Annotated in this window: 24 protein-coding genes; 7 read left to right on the forward strand and 17 right to left on the reverse strand. The window is 39.3% G+C overall.

Going from position 1 to position 19,964, the window contains the following annotated elements:
• Positions 1 to 10: 10 nt before the first annotated feature.
• The 15 genes from atpG to BJI48_RS03385 form a co-directional block, all read right to left on the reverse strand.
• Positions 11 to 907, reverse strand: coding sequence for an ATP synthase F1 subunit gamma (atpG, locus tag BJI48_RS03315; protein ID WP_095331879.1), 897 nt, complete (start codon positions 905 to 907; stop codon positions 11 to 13).
• Positions 908 to 922: 15 nt separating this feature from the next.
• The gene (gene atpA, locus BJI48_RS03320; protein WP_095331881.1) at positions 923 to 2,437 is read right to left on the reverse strand and encodes a F0F1 ATP synthase subunit alpha; all 1,515 of its coding nucleotides are present in this window, start codon (positions 2,435 to 2,437) and stop codon (positions 923 to 925) included.
• 21 nt (positions 2,438 to 2,458) lie between these two features.
• A complete protein-coding gene (locus BJI48_RS03325; protein ID WP_095331883.1) occupies positions 2,459 to 2,989 on the reverse strand; it encodes a F0F1 ATP synthase subunit delta in 531 nt (176 codons plus the stop codon).
• Complete coding sequence (locus BJI48_RS03330; protein ID WP_095331885.1) at positions 2,989 to 3,498, reverse strand: F0F1 ATP synthase subunit B; 510 nt, start codon at positions 3,496 to 3,498, stop codon at positions 2,989 to 2,991. The genes BJI48_RS03325 and BJI48_RS03330 overlap by 1 nt, the downstream gene beginning before the upstream one ends.
• Before the next feature lie 9 nt (positions 3,499 to 3,507).
• Positions 3,508 to 3,933 (reverse strand): FoF1 ATP synthase subunit B', encoded by a 426-nt coding sequence (locus BJI48_RS03335; protein ID WP_095331887.1) that lies wholly within the window; start codon positions 3,931 to 3,933, stop codon positions 3,508 to 3,510.
• A gap of 72 nt (positions 3,934 to 4,005) precedes the next feature.
• Positions 4,006 to 4,881 carry a ParB/RepB/Spo0J family partition protein gene (locus BJI48_RS03340; protein WP_095331889.1) on the reverse strand — a complete coding sequence of 292 codons (876 nt, stop codon included), beginning with the start codon at positions 4,879 to 4,881 and terminating at the stop codon, positions 4,006 to 4,008.
• Between the two features lies 1 nt (position 4,882).
• Complete coding sequence (locus tag BJI48_RS03345) at positions 4,883 to 5,671, reverse strand: AAA family ATPase (protein ID WP_095331891.1); 789 nt, start codon at positions 5,669 to 5,671, stop codon at positions 4,883 to 4,885.
• Positions 5,672 to 5,683: 12 nt separating this feature from the next.
• Positions 5,684 to 6,322 (reverse strand): biotin--[acetyl-CoA-carboxylase] ligase, encoded by a 639-nt coding sequence (locus BJI48_RS03350; protein WP_095331893.1) that lies wholly within the window; start codon positions 6,320 to 6,322, stop codon positions 5,684 to 5,686.
• On the reverse strand, positions 6,322 to 7,233 hold the full coding sequence (gene fmt / locus BJI48_RS03355; RefSeq protein ID WP_095331895.1) for a methionyl-tRNA formyltransferase: 912 nt from the start codon (positions 7,231 to 7,233) through the stop codon (positions 6,322 to 6,324). Before fmt ends, BJI48_RS03350 begins: the two co-directional genes overlap by 1 nt.
• A gap of 53 nt (positions 7,234 to 7,286) precedes the next feature.
• The gene (gene obgE, locus BJI48_RS03360) at positions 7,287 to 8,432 is read right to left on the reverse strand and encodes a GTPase ObgE (protein ID WP_095331897.1); all 1,146 of its coding nucleotides are present in this window, start codon (positions 8,430 to 8,432) and stop codon (positions 7,287 to 7,289) included.
• A gap of 9 nt (positions 8,433 to 8,441) precedes the next feature.
• A complete protein-coding gene (locus BJI48_RS03365; protein ID WP_257874368.1) occupies positions 8,442 to 8,858 on the reverse strand; it encodes a VirK/YbjX family protein in 417 nt (138 codons plus the stop codon).
• Positions 8,859 to 8,868: 10 nt separating this feature from the next.
• Positions 8,869 to 9,303, reverse strand: a complete 435-nt coding sequence (locus tag BJI48_RS03370; protein ID WP_180763031.1) for a DUF535 family protein — start codon at positions 9,301 to 9,303, stop codon at positions 8,869 to 8,871.
• A 265-nt stretch (positions 9,304 to 9,568) separates the two neighbouring features.
• The gene (gene rpmA, locus BJI48_RS03375; protein WP_095331903.1) at positions 9,569 to 9,829 is read right to left on the reverse strand and encodes a 50S ribosomal protein L27; all 261 of its coding nucleotides are present in this window, start codon (positions 9,827 to 9,829) and stop codon (positions 9,569 to 9,571) included.
• Positions 9,830 to 9,840: 11 nt separating this feature from the next.
• Entirely contained in the window at positions 9,841 to 10,152 is a 312-nt protein-coding gene (gene rplU / locus BJI48_RS03380) for a 50S ribosomal protein L21 (RefSeq protein ID WP_095331905.1), read from the reverse strand.
• A gap of 109 nt (positions 10,153 to 10,261) precedes the next feature.
• The gene (locus BJI48_RS03385; RefSeq protein ID WP_180763032.1) at positions 10,262 to 10,633 is read right to left on the reverse strand and encodes a RidA family protein; all 372 of its coding nucleotides are present in this window, start codon (positions 10,631 to 10,633) and stop codon (positions 10,262 to 10,264) included.
• 78 nt (positions 10,634 to 10,711) lie between these two features.
• On the opposite strand from BJI48_RS03385, the gene BJI48_RS03390 reads away from it, so the two are divergent.
• The 3 genes from BJI48_RS03390 to hsrA all read left to right on the forward strand — a co-directional run bounded on the left by BJI48_RS03390 (position 10,712) and on the right by hsrA (position 14,892).
• A complete protein-coding gene (locus tag BJI48_RS03390; RefSeq protein ID WP_143428764.1) occupies positions 10,712 to 11,128 on the forward strand; it encodes a hypothetical protein in 417 nt (138 codons plus the stop codon).
• A gap of 112 nt (positions 11,129 to 11,240) precedes the next feature.
• Positions 11,241 to 13,787 (forward strand): flagellar hook-associated protein FlgL, encoded by a 2,547-nt coding sequence (gene flgL / locus BJI48_RS03395; protein ID WP_095331911.1) that lies wholly within the window; start codon positions 11,241 to 11,243, stop codon positions 13,785 to 13,787.
• Between the two features lie 421 nt (positions 13,788 to 14,208).
• Positions 14,209 to 14,892, forward strand: coding sequence for a homeostatic response regulator transcription factor HsrA (hsrA, locus tag BJI48_RS03400; RefSeq protein ID WP_095331913.1), 684 nt, complete (start codon positions 14,209 to 14,211; stop codon positions 14,890 to 14,892).
• 60 nt (positions 14,893 to 14,952) lie between these two features.
• Here hsrA and BJI48_RS03405 read toward each other — a convergent pair whose 3' ends face one another.
• Together BJI48_RS03405 and BJI48_RS03410 are read right to left on the reverse strand one after the other, a co-directional pair.
• The gene (locus tag BJI48_RS03405) at positions 14,953 to 15,966 is read right to left on the reverse strand and encodes an SAM-dependent methyltransferase (protein WP_095331915.1); all 1,014 of its coding nucleotides are present in this window, start codon (positions 15,964 to 15,966) and stop codon (positions 14,953 to 14,955) included.
• Positions 15,963 to 17,168 (reverse strand): aspartate aminotransferase family protein, encoded by a 1,206-nt coding sequence (locus BJI48_RS03410; protein WP_095331917.1) that lies wholly within the window; start codon positions 17,166 to 17,168, stop codon positions 15,963 to 15,965. The genes BJI48_RS03405 and BJI48_RS03410 overlap by 4 nt, the downstream gene beginning before the upstream one ends.
• 142 nt (positions 17,169 to 17,310) lie before the next feature.
• Here BJI48_RS03410 and BJI48_RS03415 point away from each other — a divergent pair, with 142 nt between their 5' ends.
• Genes BJI48_RS03415 through motA form a run of 4 tightly spaced genes read left to right on the forward strand, consistent with a single transcriptional unit; the run spans position 17,311 to position 19,957 of the window.
• On the forward strand, positions 17,311 to 17,928 hold the full coding sequence (locus tag BJI48_RS03415) for an MBL fold metallo-hydrolase (RefSeq protein ID WP_095331919.1): 618 nt from the start codon (positions 17,311 to 17,313) through the stop codon (positions 17,926 to 17,928).
• Positions 17,929 to 17,939: 11 nt separating this feature from the next.
• On the forward strand, positions 17,940 to 18,719 hold the full coding sequence (locus tag BJI48_RS03420) for a HesA/MoeB/ThiF family protein (protein WP_095331922.1): 780 nt from the start codon (positions 17,940 to 17,942) through the stop codon (positions 18,717 to 18,719).
• A complete protein-coding gene (locus tag BJI48_RS03425) occupies positions 18,716 to 19,126 on the forward strand; it encodes a M67 family metallopeptidase (protein WP_180763033.1) in 411 nt (136 codons plus the stop codon). Before BJI48_RS03420 ends, BJI48_RS03425 begins: the two co-directional genes overlap by 4 nt.
• A 60-nt stretch (positions 19,127 to 19,186) precedes the next feature.
• Positions 19,187 to 19,957 carry a flagellar motor stator protein MotA gene (gene motA, locus BJI48_RS03430; protein ID WP_095331927.1) on the forward strand — a complete coding sequence of 257 codons (771 nt, stop codon included), beginning with the start codon at positions 19,187 to 19,189 and terminating at the stop codon, positions 19,955 to 19,957.
• The last annotated feature ends 7 nt before the right edge of the window (positions 19,958 to 19,964 follow it).

The following is a 19,964-nucleotide window of genomic DNA, read 5'->3' on the forward strand; positions in this document are numbered from 1 at the left end:
TCTCCTAATTTTATTTCATCGCCTCAACGCCGGCATTGATTTCTACCAATTCCGTAGTGATCGCTTCTTGTCTCGCTTTATTATAAGAAACCGTCAAGCTTTTTACCAATTCTCCAGCATTATTGGTCGCTGTGTCCATTGCTTGCATTCTAGAGCTATGCTCTGCAGCCAAAGAATCAATCAACGCATAATACATATTGTATTCGATATATTTTTTAGCCAACTCATCCAAAACAAGGTCTTCTTCATCATCAGGTTCAATCGTAACAGCGCTCGAATTTACATCAAGTGTTTTAGTATCTATTCCCAAAGGTAGAAGATTTTTTACCTTAAGTTCTTGGGAAATCATATTTTTGAAACCATTATGCACAATCAACACTTCATCAGTCAAACCATCAAGATAATCCTGAACGACCTTCATTGCAAAAGCGGCAGCTCGGTCATAATCAGGGAATGAACTCAAGTCTGCAATTTTATCCAAAACTTCAATCTCATTAAAAACAAAATAAGCGATTCCTTTTTTGCCTATGCCTCGAAGTCTGACTTTAATGCCTTGACTTTTATATTCATTCATTAGCCTGATGACTTCCTTGATGGTCATTGAATTAAAACCGCCACACAAACCCTTATCTGCAGTTACAAAAATAATATCAACTTTTTTAATATCTCTATCTTTTAGATTTAAAAAATATTTGCTGTTGATGTTTTCTAAACCTCTAATTTTTATTTTTGATAATATATCATTGAAAACCTCATTCAACTTATTGGCAAAAACTTTTGAACGTTTCGCCATTTCTTCAGCTTTTTTTAGTTTAGAAGTAGAGACCAACTTCATCGCACGAGTTGTTTTCTGAGTATTTTTAACACTGCCAATCTGTTTTCTGATCTCTTTTAAATTATTTCCCATTGATTTATCCTATTATCAAGCTGTAAAACTTATCTTGAATTCTTCCAATGCTTTCACAAGAATGCTTTCTAGGTCTTTATCCAAAGCTTTTTTCATTCGGATATCTTCAAAAATTTTGGGATATTTTGCTTCCAAAAACGGATAAAGCTCGCTTTCAAACTTCACAACCCTATTAACAGGAATATCATCTAAAAAGCCCTTAGCACCAGCATAAATGATCACAACTTGTTTTTCAATAGGCAAGGGAGAATAAGGGGGTTGCTTGAGAACTTCTACCATTCTTTGCCCTCTATCGAGTTGCTTCCTGCTGAGCTCATCCAAATCCGAGGCAAATTGTGCAAAAGCTTGCAATTCTCGGTATTGTGCCAAATCTAATCGCAATGTCCCAGAAACTTGCTTGGTTGCTTTGATCTGAGCAGCCCCACCGACCCTTGAAACTGAAAGCCCTACGTTGATAGCAGGTCTGATACCTGAGAAAAATAAATCTGTCTCCAAGAAAATCTGTCCATCTGTGATGGAGATGACATTTGTCGGGATATAGGCAGAAACATCGCCTGCTTGGGTCTCGATGATTGGCAAGGCAGTCAGAGAACCTGCTCCTTTTTCATCACTAACTTTTGCAGCCCTTTCAAGCAGTCTGGAATGGATATAAAAGACATCTCCGGGAAATGCTTCCCTGCCTGGTGGTCTTCGCAAGATCAAAGACATTTCTCGATAAGCTACAGCGTGTTTGCTCAAATCATCATATATAATCAAAGCGTGTCTTGCATTATCTCTAAAATACTCACCAATAGTAACACCCGTATAAGGTGCTAAGAATTGCATAGCTGCAGAGTCTGAAGCAGAGGCATTTACAATCACAGTGTATTCCATCGCCCCATATTCTTCTAGCTTTCGGACAACCTGGGCGACGGTAGATTCTTTTTGACCGATGGCGACATAAATACAGATAACATCTTGACCTTTTTGGTTGATGATAGTATCGATGGCGACGGTGGTTTTTCCGGTTTGTCTATCCCCGATGATAAGCTCTCGTTGCCCTCGACCGATAGGCACAAGCGCATCAATTGCCTTGATACCTGTCTGAAGTGGCTCGTGGACAGATTTTCTATCCATAATGCCGGGAGCTTTTTGCTCAACAAAACGATGTTCAACAGCTTCTATCGCCCCTTTTCCATCAATGGGTTCGCCCAACGTATTGATAACCCTGCCGACAACCACATCCCCAACGGGGACTTTCATCAATTTGCCCAATCTTTTGACCGATGTGCCTTCTTTGATATTTTTTCCAGCACCAAGAACAACAACCCCAACACTACCTTCTTCAAGATTTGAAGCAAGACCCCTGTCCCCCGTATCAAATTCAACCATCTCATAGGACATAACGTTTTTCAAACCATAGACTTTAGCAACACCATCAGCATAAGCAATGACTTTACCTGTCTCGGCTATATTGACATCAATATCAAAACTTTCTATTCTTTCCTTGATAATTGAACTGATTTCTTCGGGCTTTAACTTTGCTACCACACTTTTCTCCTTTTCTTAAAATTAAATTGCTTTCAATACATATGATTTTAATTCATTCAAAAAATTCTCTCGAGAGAAAGAAATCTCAATGCCTAAATCATCAATAACTAGCTTGATACCCTCTATCGGGTTTTCTACTTGCTTGATCTCAAGACTAACTCCAAAACGCCCAGAAAGTGCTTTGGCAATCCGATCGACAACATTTGGGTCAACCTTTTGATTCAAATACAATAAACCAACATAGGACTTACTTTTTTGACTCATATAAGCCTGCAATCCCGCATACAAAGAAGGGATAATATCAAACCTATCATTTTCTCCCAAAAGCTTTACAAAATTGATAGTCTTTTCATTGTTTGAATTAATTAGTTCAAGCAAAAAAGCCTGTTTATGGGATTTTGAAACATAAGGAGAGTGGATAATATCCAAAAATTTTTCATAGCCAAAGACACCCACCATCTTTTCTATATCTTTTAAAAAAGCCTCCAAATGATTATCATCAAAGCTTGCTATCAGTGCTTTTGTATATTTTTTGGCAACGATTTCAACCATTATGCGACCTTTTTATTCAATATATTGATATAATCAGAAGTCTCAAAAGAACCGATTTTGGTTTTAAAAAGCTCTAAAAGTATCTCCTCGACAACTTCTCTTTCCATCTTTTTTTGCTCAAAGTCCATCAAAGTCTCATTATTCTTCATAATATTTTCAATATCAATCTTGGATTGCTCATCAATCTTTTGCATCACCAAATAAGCTTCTTTCTTTGCTGTAGCGACCATATCAGAAGCCTTTTCTTTTGCTTCTTCTAGTCTCCTTAGGGCTTGTTCTTTTGCTTTTTTGGCAGTTTTGAGCTTGTCTTGAACTTCATCAAGCCTTTTAGAAATCTTTTCCCGCCGAGTGGCAAAAACATTCTTTAATTTGTCTGCCACCAAATACCATAAAATCGCTACAAATATCACAAAGTTGATGACACGCTCAACAATATCGGTATCTGAAACATTCACATCTGCTCCAAACAACAAAGAAGCAGGAAGTAATAAAAAAAGGATATATTTCACAGATTCCCCCTATATTTGAGATATTTTTAGCTTCAAAGACTCTTGAAAGTCCGGCATTTTTTCCAAAAGCTGACCTTTTAGGTCATTTCTTTGGATCTGCAACTTGCTTAAAAATTCTTCAAACTTAACAGCAGATTCATTTTTTTTCTTCATTATTTTTGCTTCATAAGCAATCTTTGCTTCACTTGTAGCCTGCTCTACAATTTGAGCTGATTCCAAACGAGCATTTTCAAGAATCTGTTTGATTTCTTTATCAATCTCAAGCGTTTCTTGGGTGTTATTTTGTATGGATTGCATATCGTGATCGATAGAAGCATTCCGATTGTCCATAAAAGAAATTATAGGTTTGTAAAGCCAAATATTGAGGAGATAAAGTGTAATAATAAATACAACAAAAACCAAAAACATCAGATAAGGATTTACGGTTATGGTCATTCAGACTCCTATTATCGAGATTACAATCGCAGATTTGGGATATTCTATCAAAAATTATCTTAAAATAAACCTCTAATGCAAGGATAATTTTTTAATCAATATATCAATTTTTGACTCATCAGATAGTTCTAGCACCAATCGATTATCTTTAAACGAACTTGAAATGGAATAATCTTTCAATATGTCTTTGATTTTGGCAATCTTTTGATCAAAATTCGGTGTTTTTGTTGGCTTTAAAGCCCTATCATTTGGCGCAGAATCGCTTTTTTTGAGCTTTTTGACAAGGAGTTCGGTATCCCTAACAGAGAGCTTTTGCCCCAAAATCGAATCAAGCACAACGCCCTGCTCATCTTCATCTAGCGTTACAAGAATCTTGGCGTGTCCTTGAGTGATTTTTTCCTCTATCAAAGATTCTTGGATTTTGGATGAGAGGCCCAACAATCTCAATGTATTGGTAATCTGAACCCGTGATTTTTTGATTTTTTTTGCCAACTCATCGTGAGTGATTTTGTAATCTTCAATCAATTCTTTATAAGAATTTGCCAAATCAATCGGGTTCAAATCCTCCCGCTGGATATTTTCAATCAAAGCAACTTCACGCAATTTGGCAGTATCGATATTTACAACGATAGCCCGAATCGTTTTTAACCCCGCAAGCTTAGACGCACGAAGCCTCCTCTCGCCAGCTATCAAAACATAATCATTGTTGTTATCCTCATAAACCAAAATTGGCTGCAGTAAGCCGTGTTCGGCTATTGATTGAGAAAGTTCGCTCACAGAATCTTGCACAAAATGCTTTCTAGGTTGGTAAGGATTTGGCTTGATAATATCGACATCAAGCTCAACGACCAATTCAGAATTATCAGAAAGATTGTTTTCATATGCCTGACCAACTTCACTCAATATCGCACCCAAGCCTCTCCCAAGCGCTAAATTCTTTTTTGCCAAATTATGCCCCCTCTAATATAGTTTGAGCCAATGTCTGATACGCAATACTCCCGTTTGATTTCACATCATAGAGCAAGACAGGTTTGCCAAAGCTAGGGGATTCTGCAAGCTTGACACTGCGCGGAACGATGATATAAGAATTGTCTGTTTTGTCCTTAAAAAGCTTGGCATCAAAATGCTGGGACAAATCGGCAAAAACCTGCTTAGAAAGATTGTTTTGAGAAGAATACATCGTTGGCAAAAATCCTTTGATTTCTAGTTTGGGATTGATAGAATCCCGAAGAATCTTGATAGTACTGAGCAACTGCGCCAACCCCTCTAATGCAAAAAATTCGCACTGGATGGGGATAATCACAGAATCAGCCGCTGAAAGGGCATTGATAGTCAAAGGTCCTAGTGCGGGAGGGGAATCAATGATGATAAAATCATACAAATCAAGCACTTCTTGGATTTTCTTTTTGAGGATAAGCTCCCTACCCGCCCCTTTTTTGTTATAAAATTCCTTTTCAATACCCACCAAACCGATATTAGAAGGCACTAAGTGCATAAAGGGCATTTCCGTCTTTTGGATAATCTGAGAAAGCTTTTTGCTCCCCATCAACACGTGATAAATATCAAACTCAATATCATTCCTCCGAAACCCCAAGCTCGTTGTGGCATTTGACTGGGGATCAAAATCAATCAGCAAGACATTTTTTTCTGCCAGTGCCAAAGAAGCTGCTAGATTGACCGCTGTGGTGGTCTTGCCAACCCCGCCTTTTTGATTTGCAACCGTTATGATCTCACACATATTCTGCCCCTATCATCTAAAATTGTAAATTTTTTCACCATCTAAATAAAGTCCTCCATCCAAAAGCAATTTTGCCCCTTTCAAGCTCAGAACATTATCGCTATTATCGTCATAATGAAATGAAAAATTAAAATTTTTATGAAATTCTAACGCATACTTACTAAAAATCTGCTTCCATTCAGGAAGATTTTTGATTTTCTCAAAAAAACTTTCCAAAATCCCTTGTTTGGAAACACTCGCCCCCAAAGAGCCAAATTTTTCTGCATAAATATTCAACCCAATACCACAAACCAAATCAGATTTAGAAGTATTTGCCATAATGCCCCCGACTTTCAAATCCCCGATATAAAGGTCATTAGGCCATTTTAGCCATACATCAAATCCCATCTGGACTAAAATTTCTTTGAAAATAAATCCAAAAAAAATACAAGAACTCTGGATCGGCAGGTCTTGAGGCAGGCTAGAAAGACTCAAGGCAAATGAAAAAGCAAGCGAATCTTGCACCTGCTCCCAGCGATTGCCCCGACTGCCAATCCCAGCATTCTGCTTGTTTGCGACAATACAAATCGGCGAGGCTAGCTCGTTGGTCCTGATTTTTTCCAAAAGATATTTCTGTGTTGAATCCAATTCTTCAAAATATTTAATACGCATTAGGCTAACACATCCCCGATTTTAAGTCGTTTTCCCTGAATGTAAGTTTTCGCATCCATTTTTTGCTTGCCCGGGGACTGCAATGCCCCAATACGAAGCGTCCCACGCAAACACCCAACAACAATGCTATCTTTTTGAACCGATAAGATTTCTCCTTTTTGATATTCCTCAGTTTGGCAAACCAGCTCGATTCCAAACAACTTCAACCCGCTAGGCAAAAAAATCTGTGGCCACGTGCTATATGCCAAAAATTTCAAATAAATCTCTTTGGCATTCTCAAAATCGACAAGCCCCTGATTTTTGATGATTTTTTTACAATATGTCGCATCGGCGTGGCGCTGTTTGAGGGGTTGGATAATTTTCAAGTTTTTTAAAACCTTGATTGCCAATGCCCCACCCATTTCTGCCAATATTGGTAGCAAAGCTTCTAAGCCAAGCGGTTTTTCACGCTCAAACGCACTCACACCCAAAATATCCCCGCTATCAAGCCCCGCTTCCATCGCAATCACACTAACCCCATAAATCTTATCATCATTCAAAATCATTTCGTGGATAGGCGAAGCACCACGATAGTTCGGAAGCACAGAAGCGTGGATATTCAGGCACTTAGCAGATGCAAGTATCTGCTTGGGCAATATCTTCCCATAAGCAACGACCACAATCGCATCGGGCTTGAGTTTGGCAATCACGCCAAAACTTTCTTCATCAAGATTTTGCGGTTGAAAAATAGGGATAGGGATATTTTTTTGAATGACATATTCCTTTGTTGCGGGGCTTTTGAGCTCTTGTTTTCTGCCAAATGGTCTATCGGGCTGGGCAAACAATCCGACAACCTCAAAATGCGAATCTTCTAAGATTTTTTCCAAAATAACTTGCGCAAAATAAGGCGTTCCCATAAATAAAATTCTCATTCAAAACCCTTTAAAATCTGCATCCAAATCCATCAAATTTATGAATTATTTTGCTAGCCCAAACACTCTTTTGTAGCTTGTTGCGTTAATTGTTTTTGAATTTTTATAGCTTCCAAAAGAACAAACTGCAACGATCGTGTGTTGGTTTGAGTAAGCGAAGATATAGGGATCACAAACAAAGGCATTCCCTCCAAAGATTTTTTTTCATCTGCTCGGGGTGTGCTTTCAAGCAACGCTCCATCAATAAAATACTCCCAATCCTTTTGCAATCCAAAACGATCGCATTTTAAACCTTCAATCCCTAAAAAAACATAAAATTCCTGAATGTTTTGCAACGATTCTTCCAATGCGTCTATCTTGCTCAAAACGATTCCAAAGGGTCTTGAATGCAATTGTGTGGAGAAATTTTTAAGCTCAGCTCTTAATTTTTGATATTGAGACAACAGGCTTTTTTGAGAACTTACATCTAGCACAAAAAGCAGGATTTTGGTTCGCTCAATATGCCGCAAAAATTCTATCCCAAGCCCCCTGCCCTCGCTCGCTCCATCGATGATTCCTGGAATGTCTGCCACCACAAACGTATGCAACTCATCAGGCTGGACAACGCCTAGATTAGGCACTAGCGTCGTAAATTCATAATTAGCAATCTCAGGCTTAGCATTTGAAATCACAGAAATCAGCGTGGATTTGCCGACATTAGGGAAACCCACCAGCCCAACATCAGCGATGAGTTTCAATTCTAATCGGATATGCTTTTCTTCACCAGGAAGCCCGCTTTGTGCGTAAGTAGGGCGTTGATTCACAGAATTTTTAAATCGAGCATTCCCAAGCCCACCTTTGCCGCCTTTTAAGACCTTGACCTTAGGGGCTTGCCCCATCAGATCATAAAGCAACTCATTACTCTCAAAATCAAAAATTTGCGTGCCGGGAGGGACTTTGATGATAATATCTTCGCCACGCTTCCCACTGCATTTTTTCCCCCCACCGGGTTGGCCATTTTTAGCTTTGTAATGCTTGGTCCCACGAAAGCTAGAGAGCGTATCGGTATTGGGATCAATCTCAAAATAAACATCGCCCCCCCCGCCCCCATCGCCCCCATCAGGCCCGCCATTAAGGACAAATTTTTCCCGCCGAAAGCTCACCGCCCCCGCCCCACCTTTGCCCGAAGCGATAAAAATATCTACATTATCCACAAACATTGAGTATCCCTAATTATTGACTTCTTTTACAGAAAATATTTTATCCATTTTGCCCTGTATTTCTTCAAGCATTTCAAAACGTTTTTTATACATCGAACGCTTATGGCTTGAAATATCCTCAAGGTTTTTGCGTGTAGGTGATAGCCAGTGATAGTAATGCCTGCCAACTTGAAGCAACTCCCCGCCAGATTCTTGAAACATTTTATCATAATCCACATTAAAACCCTTTTTAAGCCCCTTATTTGAACGGACTTGAGACTTTTGCGTGATACCTAATGTGCGTTGGCAAGCCAGCGATTTTGCCAACATTTTTAGCACCTCAATCAACAAAGCTGGTGGGCGCAGACCAAAACATTTTTTTGTCAAAAGCTTGATTTCATCATTGCCCACTTCAGTAATCTTAGCACCTTGAATCGAAGCGATCAATAAATCATTCTCAGGGGTAAAGGCAAATGTCGCTTGATAAATCCAATTTTGACCCCCCCCCCCCGCGCGTGGTATTTTTCAAAATAAGCGCCCAAAATCCCTCTTCAGAAATCAATGGATTTGCCTCCAAGCTCAAAATATAGGGCGTATCATCTGGGTTTTTAGCATCTATGCTAAAAATCTCAATACTATTTTTCCACAATGGCAAAATGCCCGAATTAAAATGGAATTTTTGCATAAAAGACAAATCAGAGATGATGAGTTTGAAACGTTCTTTTGCATTGAATTTTCTATTGCAAAAACACTTGATAAGCACATACGCACTCATCGGCTTTGATTGGATAAGATCAATCAAAAATGGATTTTTGTTTATAAATTTTTCAAATCGCAACACATAAGAATAAAAAGCGATTTTTCTTAGATAAAAACGAAAATATCGACGCATCGAAATCTGAAAACTCTTATCTTTTAATAATTTTGCACCAAAAAACCTATATGCCACGATGATTTCTTATTGTTAATCTTTAAAATTATTATGAACTAAATATTATAGGAAAAATAAACTTAATCATCGCAAAATAATGATAGAACAATCTATCTGTAGAATGGTCGCAAAACAATCGCAGGATAAATTTAAAATGAAAATTTTTTGAATGAGGATGCGAGAGGACTACAATCAAGAATCCTCTCTAAATATGAAGCCCGAAGTATTAAACGGAAGCAGATATAACAGAAACTTTCTTGCGGTGCTTGTCTTTTTGCTGGAATGTTACCACCCCATCAATCAAAGCAAAAATAGTATGATCCTTGCCGATACCAACGTTGCTACCGGGATGGATTTTTGTGCCTCGTTGTCTGACGATAATATTTCCCGCCCGCACAAACTGCGAGCCAAATTTTTTAATACCTAGTCTTCTACCGGCAGAATCACGATTATTCTGGGTGCTTCCCTGACCTTTCTTGTGTGCCATCTATAGCTCCTTTATCCTACTATCTTTAAGATTCTTACTCGAGTGAAGTCGCGTCTAAAACCTCGTTTGGTTTTGCTGTCTTTTCTTCTTCTCTTCTTGAATGTTACGACTTTTTTGCCCCTGCCCTCATTGATAACTTCCGCCTCAATCTTTGCTCCCCCAACAAAAGGAGTGCCTAATTTGAGATCATCATTATCGCAGATGGCTAGAACTTCGCTCAATTCTAACTTTGACTTTGGCTCAAGGCTCATTTTATCAAGCAAGACGATATCGCCTTCTTGGACCTTGTATTGTTTGCCTCCATTCTTAAACACTGCATACATTAGTTTTTCCTTGAGAAGTTTATTGTTTTCAAACGTCGCTTCAAAGCGATACAAAAAACCTCGAATTATATTAAAAAAAACCTAATTTTTACTTAAAACCTGCACCAAACTACACCCTGGCAATACATTCGATCTCTACGAGTGCATTTTTTGGGAGTGTTTTGACCGCAATGGTCGTGCGTGCAGGCTTATGGTTGTCAAAAAATTGGGCATAAACCGCATTAAGTTCATTAAAATTATCCATATCAGACAAAAAAACCGATGTTTTGATAACGCCAGAAAGCGAGCTGCCCGCTGCTTCTAAGACATTTTTTAGATTTTGCAAAACCTGCTTGGTTTGTGCTGTAATATCACCATCAAGAAAGCTCCCATCGGGCTTGAGGGCGATTTGCCCCGATGTATAGATAAGTCCATTATGAATAATAGCTTGTGAATAAGGTCCAATGGCTTGTGGGGCATTGGAAGTCGATACGATTGTCATTTGCATTACTCCTAAGATTTTATTTTATTACTATATAATATGTTTGATTTGTAAAACATAAATTTCAAAAGGCTTGCAATGATGAAATTTTTTTGGATGATTTTTTTGGTAGCTGGAATGCTTTTCTCTGATAGTATCATTGTCGCCCAAGATACCCAAAATTCCCAATCCCCTGAAGAACTCGCCGAAGCAGAAATCCCGCTAAAGCCCAATCAAGTCCTACTCATCGATCATCGCACCCACAAACCTGTTGGTATCATCGAGATTACAGATACGGGCAAATTTGTGCGACTACCCTTGCCAAAAAGCCCTCTTATAGAAAAAATCACATCCCTAGCCAAACCCCAAACCAACGAATCAAAAACGCCATCAAACAAACCCGATAAACCCTTACCCGATGAATCACTTATTCAGAAAAAAAGAGAATGGGATAAAAAACAAATCCCTTTTTTGATCCAAGAAGAAACTATCGAGGGGGCAATTCCATCAGATTAAATATTTAAACAAAATTCCGATAGTAAAATACCAGCTTGAATTGTTTTTGGGAATTATTTTTGCTTGGAAAAACCCAAAGCGATTCTAATTAATATGATATAAGGTGTTGTAAATGCGCATTACTTTTGGAACAAAATACAACCAAATGAATTATTACCAAAATGTTCTCCAAAATAAGCTCAATGATATGAACACCAAAATCGCCTCAGGACTCAAAATCCAATATGGCTACCAAAATAGCAGTATCAACAATCAAAACCTCAAGCTAGAATTTGAAAAAAATACGCTTGATCAAGGCATAGATGTCGCCCAAGATGCGCATAATTCCACACTAAGCACGGATAAAGCCCTCAGCGAACTCTCTGAAACAATGGTGCAGTTCAAAACCAAACTCATCCAAGCAGGCAATGACATCCACTCCGCAAACTCCAGAGAGGCTATCGCAAGTGATTTAGAAAAACTCAAAGACCATATCATCAATATCGCTAACACCTCCATAGGCGGGGATTTTTTATTTGGGGGTAGCAAGGTCGATCGAGCGCCATTTGATGCTTCAGGCAAATATTATGGCAATGATGAACGATTAAATGCCCTCATCAGCTCAAACAACCTCGTGCCTTATAATATCACCGGACACGAATTGTTTTTTGGGCGTGATTCTGACAAACACAAAATCATCACTACCAACATAAAAATGCTCAACCAAAGCAAGCTCCATCCTGATGTTATGGACGCTTTGAACAAAACCAACCCGCCATCAGAAGAATACATCAAGCCTGAAGACACATTGCGAGATCTCATCGGCGATGATAACAATGACCCCGCCACAGCTTCCAAAGAATATTTTTATCTGCGTGGGGTGCGACCTGATGGGAGCAATTTCAAGGCAAAATTTAGCTTTGATAAAGCCTATAGCAATAAAGAAAATGCCACCAGCGTAAATGACTTGCTCATTCGTATTGGGAAAGAATTTGGCAATACACCCCAAAACAAAGTCGTTGATATTTCTTTGAATGCGTGGGGGCAGATTGAGATCAAAGACTTGCGTCCCGGAAATTCCAATATCGATTTTCATCTGATTTCTAGCGATATGGATGTGGATAATTTAGAAGAGCTCAAAACCAATGGCGCAAGGGTGACTTCATTTAACAAAAGCCCCTTTTTGACTGACAAAAGCCTCTCAAGCATTCAGGGCGTGGTGGATAATTATGATTTTAGATTTGTCCATATCCCGACAGCGTTTATCACAAATGATAATGCACCAGCGACAAAAAATACAAAACTTTCTGATGTGCTAGGTGAAAGCGTTGCGACTATACAGATTGATGGCACACGACCCAATAACAAAGATGGAACGCCCGATATAGAACCCATAGAACCCCTCTATATCGATACAACAGACACCACAATGGGCGATTTGATAGATCAGATCAAATCGCATTTTGGAGGCGATATTGATGTAGAGATTTCTAATGGCAGGCTAAATATTGTTGATAATAATGTCAAAAACAAAGAACACGATAGCAAAACACCCCCATTTGATGGCGAACACGGCTTTAGCATTTCTCTAAAAACGCTGGATAAAAATGGCTTAGAAACCGATGGCATCCCCACAGACTACGAAAATGAATATGAAAAAACTTATTTTGCCAACAAAGGCTCCAAACTCGCAGGCAATATCTCTCAAGTCCTAGCCGATGGGAGTGGCTTTGCCAATGCAGGCACAAAGCTTTCAGAGGTTGCTGGCGGGAGCATTGCGGGGCAATCATACACATTCAAGCTAGAAGATCACAATGGCGTCCCTATCGAAGCCCAAATACTTTTTGACAAAAATGGCTCGTATCTAAAGCTCCCGAGCAAAACCCCCAATAAAGCCGAATACATCATCCCGCTTTATAATCCCAACGATGAGCCTCCAGCAATCAGTATCACCAAAGCCGATGATGTAACATACCAGCAATTAATGGATGCGATGAGTATTGCGCTTAATTACAGCAATCAGCCCCAAGAAGCTTACCTGAAAGCCGAAAACAGAGACAATGCGCCATCGCAAGAAAACAAAAACGCCTATGAAGCACTCCTAGATCAAGCCAAAGGTGTCCTCTCTGTCAGTATGACAAGAAATGGAAAAATCGAGATTCAAGACAATATGCGCTCTATCAGCAAGATGAAATTTATGATTTACAACAACACAACCAACGACTTTTCTGCCCAAGCCTTGAAAAACGATACTTCAGGTATCCGCCTCAATGCCAATAACGCCCTCACGATTGATGAACCCGATATTAATTTTTTCGAACAAATTGATGATATTATCGAATCTGTCAGAAAAGGGATTTATCGACCCGATAGCTTTGGAAATACCTATACAACGGATATGAGAAAACTTGGCATACAAAATGGCATAACAGCATTTGACCATCTCAGCGACCATATCGAAAAAATGATAGCGTTAAATGGATCTCACAGCAAAACATTTGAAAATATCATCAGAAGAAACGAAGTCTTAAAAGTTCAAGTTGAATCGATAAAAGGGGAGGTTATGGGGACAGATATTGCAGAAACCTATAATAAATTTTCAAACCTTACAACCAACTACAACGCTGTTTTATCTTCTACAAGTAGAATCAACCAAATGTCTTTGGTAAATTACCTATAAAACCAGCATAAATATCTTCTAAAAACTATAAAGCCACCCCCGAAGCAATATCAGGGATGGCGATAACAATAACATTGTATTTTTTATAACTTAACAAAACAAAAAGGAGATCGATGCACAAATTTTAGAGTAGAGAAAGGAGGGGGAGGTGACTCTACTCCTGTGCATCTGGCCAAACCAGATAAACTGAAATTTGGTTAGGGGTATAATACAAACAAAAAGTATATATTTAGTCAATGGATTTTTATAACATTCAAAAATTTTCACCTCTTTGAAATCTAAACCACCCCATTTGCAAAAGATTTGAGTTATGCACACAACTCATATATAGGTTCTTAAAATTCATTGAATTTCGTTTAAATTAATCTAAAACTATGCTATAATCTCAAGATTTAATAATATCTTTATCAAGGATGAATGGATGCGTATCTTAATAATAGAAGATGATTCTTCGCTAGGCAAGACTATCAGTGATTTCCTAAACCAACACGGCTACCAAACCGATATTGCTGAAAATCTCAAAGATGGTGAATATTTCATCAATATTAGAAACTACGATCTCATTTTGATCAATTCAAAACTCCCTGATGGCGATGGTATCAGCATTGTTGCTCAAATAAAATCAAAACATCCCTGCGTCCCCCTCATTATGCTCGCTTCCAAACCCAAACCCGAACAAGAAATCGAAGCATTCAAAATCGGTGTCGATGATTTTATCGCCAAGCCATTTGATTTAAATGTCTTGATTGCAAGGATTGAAGCGAGACTTAGGTTCTGGGGTTCTAGTGTTATTGAAATTGAAGATTTGATTATTAATCCTGATGAAGAAAAAATCACCTACAAAGGTAAAGAAATCGAAGTCAAAGGCAAGCCTTTCGAGGTTCTCACGCACCTAGCAAGACACCGAGATCAAATCGTATCCAAAGAGCAATTGCTCGATGCCATCTGGGAAGAGCCTGAACTCGTAACGCCGAATGTCATTGAAGTAGCCATCAACCAGATCAGGCAAAAAATGGATAAACCGCTCAATATTTCCACCGTTGAAACCGTTCGTCGGAGAGGCTATCGCTTTTGCTATCCAAAACACGCTCAAGATGATGAATGATAGATTGACAAATAATAGACGATAAATAATCCAAACACTCACCAATAAGCTCATCATTGATTAATCTGCCTGCAAACCCCCCTGAAAACCTATCGCTTGAAATCTTTCCCCTAAGCCCCCCGGGCTTATCAGGGGTTTGATTTTTGAAACTTCTCGTAAATAATTTTCATAGCTTGTATTTTCACTAAACTTTTGGAGCAAATCACCCAGCCCCAAATCCAACAATGCCTTTCCTTGTGCCTCGAAAAATAATTTTTTTGCACCAAAAGATTCAAAAAAATCGCTAATCAAAGAAAAATCAACATCATAAGTGATGTCAGATTTTTGATAAAAATGTTCCAAGTTTTTTTGAACTTCTAAAAAATGATAAACCTGATGGTTTTCATAAACCCTCAAATCAATCGCATTCCTAGCCCCCCATTGCCCATAATCAAAAGTTAAAAATCTCCATTTTTTAGCTCGTGCAAGCTTGCTAGTAAGCCCAAAAATAAAATCCTTCAAACCCAATGGAATCTGCCCCAAAGCCACCCCATACCGCTGTGCTAAAGATGTGATTTCTTCGCAGGCTTCCTGCCAAAATATACGATGATTATCTACATATGCCATCTTAGAATCTCTAAAAATCTCACAAACAAACGCATCAAAAAGTTCATTACAAAAAACAAACGCACAATCTGAAGAATCCACATCTAGCTCATCCAAATCGCTACATACTCGCAACTCTAAGCCAATGCGTGCCAAAAAATTTTTCTTTTGCACTAGGGCTAGATTGGGCAATGGTTCGATACTCACAAATTCACAATCTTGCAATACCCCCACAGAAAGGGCGGACAAAAATTGTGCCACATCGCCCAATAAATGCCCCTTGTCTGCCCCAATTTCGATAATCTTTAGCGGCAAGGTAAGTTTTGAATTTTCCAACAGCCCAAGCAAATGATAAGCGATCGTCCCGCCAAAAAACCGACTCGCAGAAACTGAAGTATAAAAATCCCCACCTTTGCCTACATAAGCGTGGCGATAATACCCATTTTTTCCATAAAGCCACTCGTGCATATACACGCTAAAGGGTATCATAGTTTTTGGCAAGCGTTTTTCAATCGAGTAAAGCCCTCGCAAACCTCTTTTTCGCTGATAGTCAAAGGAGGTAAAAATCTCACGACATTTTTGCCTGATTTTAGTATCAAAAGCCCCTCTTCAAATGCGGTGCTGATGACATTTTTTTGAATGTTTGCATTTTTTGCTACCAAACCACACATCAGCCCAATCCCGACCTTTTTTTCAAACAACAAAGGAAAATCAGAAACCATCCCATCTAAATAATGATGAAACAAATCAATAATCTTGGCAAGCGCCCCCGAATTGTATTCGTTTTCTAAAATCTCAAGCACGCACAACCCTGCCCTGCTAGAGAGAAAATTCCCGCCAAATGTGCTGCCGTGGTCGCCGGGTTCAAATATATTTTTTAGACCACAAAGCGTCGCCCCGATAGGCACGCCCCCACCCAAGCCTTTTGCCGTGCTGATAACATCAGGGGTAATCCCATAAACCTTAGAAGCAAAAATCTCGCCTGTCCGATAAATCCCGCTTTGGACTTCATCGACCATCAACAAGATATTTTTTTCTTTCAAAAATTTTGCCAATTCTTGAACTTTTTGTTTATCCATCGGAGAAATCCCCCCCTCGCCCTGGATCAACTCAATAAGCACCGCACAGGTTTTAGAATCTACAACATTATAAATATCATCGATGTCTTTCGCACGCAAAAATCCATCCGGAAAGGGTGCAAAATGCACGTGCATTTTGTCTTGACCGGTTGCTTTGAGCGTGCTGATGGTTCTGCCGTGAAAGCTTGACTCTAAGGTTACGATTTTATACCTATCCATTTTCCCATCTTTTTCGCCAAATTTTCTAGCGATTTTGATGGCGCATTCATTGGCTTCAGCCCCACTATTGCTGAAAAATACCCGCATATCATACCCGCAAAGCTCAATGAGTTTTTTTGCCAAAAGAGCCTGAGGCTCGATGAGATAGAGATTTGATAAATGGAGCAAATCCCTAGCCTGCTGGGCAATACTATCGGCTAACTTTTCATTCCCGTGCCCCACGCTACACACCCCAATCCCGCTACCAAAATCGATAAACTCTCGTGAACAAGGCGTATAAAGCTTGGCATTTTGCCCATAAGAAAAACGTATCTTGGTGCGTGCATAGGTCGGTAATACATATTTTTCATCAAAACCCATCAAATCATCAATTTTGTAATTTTTATCAAACATTGCTTTCTCCTTAATATTATTTTCGCTTTGATATTGGGAAGATTCTACTATTTTTGGCAAAATATTTATACAATCTTATCGAAACATTCGATAAAATCGCTATACGTTTTTGAGATACCAAAACAAATCAAGAAAGGTCTTTATGGAGTTGCTTCTAAAGGCGTTTGGTCCTCCCCAAACGAATTGTTATTTATTAAAAACTCCTACAGGAGATTATATTATCGATCCAGGTATCGGGGCGAGTCAATGGGTGCTAGAGCATTCAAAACAACCTTTAGCCATCCTCATCACACACGGGCATTACGACCATATTTGGAGTGTCGCAGCGCTCAAATCCGCCCTACCAAACGTTCCGGTATATTCTCCCAAAGAAGACGCATTTATGTTGCATTCAGACTGCTTTGGCACGGGATTAGAGCCTTGTAATGCCGATTTTCTCATCGCAGGGCAAAAAGGAAAAACTACGCTAAAAATTGGCGATCTTGATGTAAGTTATTGGCATTTTCCCGGTCATACACCCGGGTGTTCGATGATTGAAATCAATGATATGATTTTCAGTGGCGATTTTATTTTTTATCGCTCCATCGGGAGGTATGATTTCCCCTACTCAAACCCCGCAGATATGAAAGAATCGTTACTTAGATTCCAAAAACTACCCTCAGCAACAAACAAAACCATCTATCCAGGACACGGAGAAAAAACTTTTTTATTTGACGAACAAGCCAATGCCAGCCTATGGGCTCAAAGAATCTACACCTAAAAGGAAATACAATGACACTTACTCAAAATCAAAAAGAACGTTATTTGAGACATCTTATGCTTGAGGATGTGGGCGAAGCGGGGCAAATCAAATTGCTCCAATCCAGCGTTCTTATTATTGGGGCGGGGGGCTTGGGTTCTCCGAATGCGATGTATCTTGCAGCCGCTGGGATAGGCAGAATCGGCATATTAGATTTTGACATCGTTGAAATCAGTAATCTTCAAAGGCAAATCATCCACACAACCGAAGAAATCGGCTTTCCCAAAACCCGCTCGGCAAAAAACAGGATGAATGCCATCAACCCCGAAGTCAAAATCGAAACGTATTTTGAAAAATTCACCGCCTCAAATGCGTTAAAAATCATCAGCGATTATGATTTTATCATCGACGCTACGGATAATTTTGCCGGAAAATTCCTCATCAACGATGCGTGCGTATTAGCCAACAAACCCTATTCCCACGCAGGAATCCTCAAATACAGAGGGCAGACAATGACAATATTACCCCATCAAAGCGCTTGCTTTGCTTGTGCGTTTGACACCCCGCCACCAGTCGAACTCAATCCGACCTTTCGAGCCGGCTTATTTGGGGTATTGCCCGGGCTCATTGGGTGTATCCAAGCAGCTGAAGCCATCAAATATTGCCTAGGAATTGGGGATTTATTGACCAATAAACTCCTCAGCATAGATACAAAAACAATGAATTTTAGAAAAATAGATGTATGCAAAAATCCTCAATGCCGAATTTGTGGGGAAAATGGTATCAAAGAGCTCCAAGACTACCCCCAATGATTTTTTTGCCCAAAACGCTTTATGACAAACTGATTGCTTATGCGCAATCGTGCTATCCCAAAGAATGTTGCGGGTATTTTTTGGGGAAACAAAATACGCAAACCCTCCAAAATAATGTCAAGGAGATTTTTAAGGTCAAAAATATCCATCAAAATCCCGAGCATTTTTTTACATTTTGCCCAAACGATCAAATCAAAGCTCTCCAAAAAGCCAAAAAACAAGATCTTGACATCATTGGTATCTTTCATTCCCATCCATTTAGCCAAGCCTACCCATCAGAAGAAGACCTAAAATACATTGATGATGACACAAAAAGCTATTGTATTATCTCCTTAGAAAATCAGCCAAACATCGCTTGCTTTCGGATCGGAAAAGAAAAAATTCACAAAGAAATCATAAAACTTTAAAATTTAGAGCCGATATTGGATATAATTTCTAAAAAATCAAATTAAAAAAATGGAAAAAATATGGATCTTTCGACGCTATTAGGTATGGTTCTGGCTCTTGCTTCAATCTCTTTGGGCGACATCCTAGAGGGCGGAAATCCGCTACATATTGTCCATCTAAGCTCGGTTATCATCATCGTGCCTACAACATTATTTTCTGCTATGACAGGCACTCACGCCCGTTTTGTCAAAGCAGCATATAAAGAAATCAAAATTGTCTTTTTAGGCTCCAAAGTCAATCTCAACGCCACCATCCGCCAACTAGTCGAATTTTCTACGCTTGCAAGAAGAGATGGTGTTTTGTCCCTTGAAGCCAAAGCAGCGCAAGTCGAAGATGATTTTACCCGTGAGGCACTTTCGATGATTATCGATGGAAAAGATGCCAAATCCGTCAAAGAGGATATGGAAGTCCAGATTGAAGAACTAGAAGAATATTATCACGGCGCTTCCCATTACTGGCTCATCGCAGGCGAATCAGCCCCTACATTTGGGCTTGTTGGGGCTGTTATGGGCCTAATGCTCGCACTCCAAAAGCTCGATAATCCCGCAGAAATGGCTGCAGGTATCGCCGGGGCATTTACTGCAACGGTTACGGGGATTATGTGCAGTTATGCTATCTTTGGTCCTTGGGGAAACAAACTCAAAGCAAAATCAAAAGATATTGTCAAAGAAAAAATCGTCGTGCTTGAGGGAATCGTAGGGATTGCCAATGGTGATAATCCCAGAAGCCTTGAAGCAAAGCTCTTGAGCTTTTTGGGTCCTGATGAACCAAAAATTTCTCAATTTGAATAAGGCAAGC

Origin of the sequence: Helicobacter sp. 11S02596-1 (genome assembly GCF_002272825.1) — a bacterium.
Taxonomy (GTDB): Bacteria; Campylobacterota; Campylobacteria; order Campylobacterales; family Helicobacteraceae; genus Helicobacter_J.

Coding starts and splice junctions, on each gene's coding strand:
- atpG (WP_095331879.1), bottom strand. CDS start 907: ATGGGAAATAATTTAAAAGAGATCAGAAAACAGATTGGCAGTGTTAAA.
- BJI48_RS03325 (WP_095331883.1), bottom strand. CDS start 2,989: ATGGTTGAAATCGTTGCCAAAAAATATACAAAAGCACTGATAGCAAGC.
- BJI48_RS03335 (WP_095331887.1), bottom strand. CDS start 3,933: ATGACCATAACCGTAAATCCTTATCTGATGTTTTTGGTTTTTGTTGTA.
- BJI48_RS03345 (WP_095331891.1), bottom strand. CDS start 5,671: ATGTGTGAGATCATAACGGTTGCAAATCAAAAAGGCGGGGTTGGCAAG.
- BJI48_RS03350 (WP_095331893.1), bottom strand. CDS start 6,322: ATGCGTATTAAATATTTTGAAGAATTGGATTCAACACAGAAATATCTT.
- fmt (WP_095331895.1), bottom strand. CDS start 7,233: ATGAGAATTTTATTTATGGGAACGCCTTATTTTGCGCAAGTTATTTTG.
- obgE (WP_095331897.1), bottom strand. CDS start 8,432: ATGTTTGTGGATAATGTAGATATTTTTATCGCTTCGGGCAAAGGTGGG.
- BJI48_RS03370 (WP_180763031.1), bottom strand. CDS start 9,303: ATGCGTCGATATTTTCGTTTTTATCTAAGAAAAATCGCTTTTTATTCT.
- rpmA (WP_095331903.1), bottom strand. CDS start 9,829: ATGGCACACAAGAAAGGTCAGGGAAGCACCCAGAATAATCGTGATTCT.
- rplU (WP_095331905.1), bottom strand. CDS start 10,152: ATGTATGCAGTGTTTAAGAATGGAGGCAAACAATACAAGGTCCAAGAA.
- BJI48_RS03385 (WP_180763032.1), bottom strand. CDS start 10,633: ATGACAATCGTATCGACTTCCAATGCCCCACAAGCCATTGGACCTTAT.
- BJI48_RS03390 (WP_143428764.1), top strand. CDS start 10,712: ATGATGAAATTTTTTTGGATGATTTTTTTGGTAGCTGGAATGCTTTTC.
- flgL (WP_095331911.1), top strand. CDS start 11,241: ATGCGCATTACTTTTGGAACAAAATACAACCAAATGAATTATTACCAA.
- hsrA (WP_095331913.1), top strand. CDS start 14,209: ATGCGTATCTTAATAATAGAAGATGATTCTTCGCTAGGCAAGACTATC.
- BJI48_RS03405 (WP_095331915.1), bottom strand. CDS start 15,966: ATGATACCCTTTAGCGTGTATATGCACGAGTGGCTTTATGGAAAAAAT.
- BJI48_RS03410 (WP_095331917.1), bottom strand. CDS start 17,168: ATGTTTGATAAAAATTACAAAATTGATGATTTGATGGGTTTTGATGAA.
- BJI48_RS03415 (WP_095331919.1), top strand. CDS start 17,311: ATGGAGTTGCTTCTAAAGGCGTTTGGTCCTCCCCAAACGAATTGTTAT.
- BJI48_RS03420 (WP_095331922.1), top strand. CDS start 17,940: ATGACACTTACTCAAAATCAAAAAGAACGTTATTTGAGACATCTTATG.
- BJI48_RS03425 (WP_180763033.1), top strand. CDS start 18,716: ATGATTTTTTTGCCCAAAACGCTTTATGACAAACTGATTGCTTATGCG.
- motA (WP_095331927.1), top strand. CDS start 19,187: ATGGATCTTTCGACGCTATTAGGTATGGTTCTGGCTCTTGCTTCAATC.